The organism is Kitasatospora sp. NPDC050463, from assembly GCF_040655255.1.
Lineage (GTDB): Bacteria > Actinomycetota > Actinomycetes > Streptomycetales > Streptomycetaceae > Kitasatospora.
Genome location: NZ_JBFAJO010000007.1, coordinates 1 through 1,895, shown reverse-complemented (window position 1 = coordinate 1,895; position 1,895 = coordinate 1). Strand labels below are relative to the sequence as shown.

At 74.9% G+C, this 1,895-nt stretch carries 1 protein-coding gene; it reads right to left on the bottom strand.

Annotated features, from left to right (window positions below):
• Nucleotides 1-87: 87 nt before the first annotated feature.
• Nucleotides 88-1,878: an ABC transporter ATP-binding protein gene (locus AB0J08_RS06490; protein ID WP_360628256.1), complete on the bottom strand. Its 1,791-nt coding sequence runs from the start codon at nucleotides 1,876-1,878 to the stop codon at nucleotides 88-90.
• Nucleotides 1,879-1,895: the final 17 nt, after the last annotated feature.

Here is a 1,895-nt window from a genome sequence, read left to right as displayed (position 1 = left end):
AGCCCGGCGGGGCGCCGCCCCTCCCCGCGCGCTCCCCCGCGCGCCCCCCCCCCCGGCGCCGCGCGGCCGGTCCTACGGCCCGGCGGGTCAGCGAGCCGTGGTCAGCAGCTGGGTGGTCGCCAGCTCGGCGTAGAGCTCGTCCCGCTCGACCAGTTCCGCGTGGGTGCCGACGGCCCGGACCCGGCCCGCGTCCATCACCACGATCCGGTCGGCGCCGATCACGGTGGACAGGCGGTGGGCCACCACCAGGACGGTGGTCTCCCGAGCCGCCTGCGCCACGATGTCCCGCACCGCCAGTTCGTTGACCGCGTCGAGCTGCGAGGTCGCCTCGTCGAGAAGCAGCAGCCGGGGCCTGCGCAGCAGCGCGCGGGCGATGGCGACGCGCTGCCGCTCGCCGCCCGAGAGTTTGGACCCGCGGTGGCCGACCACGGTCTCCAGGCCGTCGGGCAGGCGGGCGACGAGGCTGTCGAGCCTGGTCCGGGCCAGGATCTCGCGCAGGTCCCCGTCGGAGGCGTCGGGTGCGGCGAAGAGCAGGTTCTCGCGGAGGGTGCCGGCCAGTACGGGGGCGTCCTGCTCGACGTACCCGATGGCGGACCGCAGCCGGGGCAGCGACCAGTTCCGGACGTCCTCGCCGTCCACCAGCACGCGGCCGCCGGTCACCTCGTGGAAGCGCTCGACCAGCGCGAAGACGGTCGACTTGCCCGCACCCGAGGGGCCGACGAAGGCGGTCATCCCGCCGGCCGGCACGTCGAAGCTCACCCCGTGGTGGATGGTGGGCAGCTCAGGGCCGTAGCGGAAGGACACCTGCTCGAAGCGGACCGACGCCGGGCCCGCGTCGGCACCCGGGTGGGTGGGCAGCGTGAGCCGGCGCAGTTCCCGGCTCTCGGTGGCGAGCCGCTGTGCCCGGGTGATCCGGGAGATCGCGGCCGCGCCCTCCTGGTACTGGGAGGCGGCGTCGACGAGCCGGGACACGGGATCGATCAGGTAGAAGACGTACAGCAGGAAGGCGATCAGCGTGGACACCGGGATCGCCCCGGCCGCCACCCGGGCCCCGCCGACCGCGAGCACCGCCAGGAACGCCAGCTCCACCGCGAGGACGTCCGCCGACTTCGCCAGCGCCTCCCACTTGGCGCCGCGCACGCCGTGCTGCCACGCCCGCTGCGCGGCCGCCATCACCCGGGCGGTCTCCCGCTCCTCGGCGCCGGACGCCTTCACCGTGCGGTAGGCCCCGAAGGCGCGCTCCAGTTCGGCCCCGATCTCGCCCACCGCCTCCTGGGAGCGTTCGGTGGCCTCGGAGATCCTCGGCATCACCAGCGCGACGGCCCCGCCGACCACCGCCAGCACGCCGAGCGTCACCCCCAGCAGGACCGGGTCCAGGACGGCCATCAGCACGACGGCCGCCACCAGGGTGACCACGCCGGTGGCGCCGGAGACCAGCTCACGGGTGGTGACCGCGCGCAGCAGCGTGGTGTCCGAGGTGACCCGGGACATCAGATCGCCGGGCGCGATGCGGTCCACTTCCGCGATCCGCAGCCGCAGCAGCCGTCCGACCAGGCTTCGCCGGGCGGCCAGCACGACGGACTCGGCGGTCCGCTCCAGCACGTATCCGCTGAGCGCCTCGAACACCGTGCCGAGCAGCACGAGTGCGGTGAGGGAGAGCACGATCGCCGTGATGGTCTGTCCGGAGGAGAGCCGGTCCACCAGGGCCTTGGTGGCCAGCGGCTGCAGCAGCCCGCCCGTCGCCCCGAGCAGGGCGCACAACAGGCCGAGCGCGACCGTCCACCGGTGCGGCCGGACGTACCCGTACAGCGCCTTGAAGGTCGCCCGCGCGGGCAGCGGCGGGGTGTCCGCGCCGGACGGCTCGGATGCGGTGTTCACGGTGTTCCTCTCGGCCG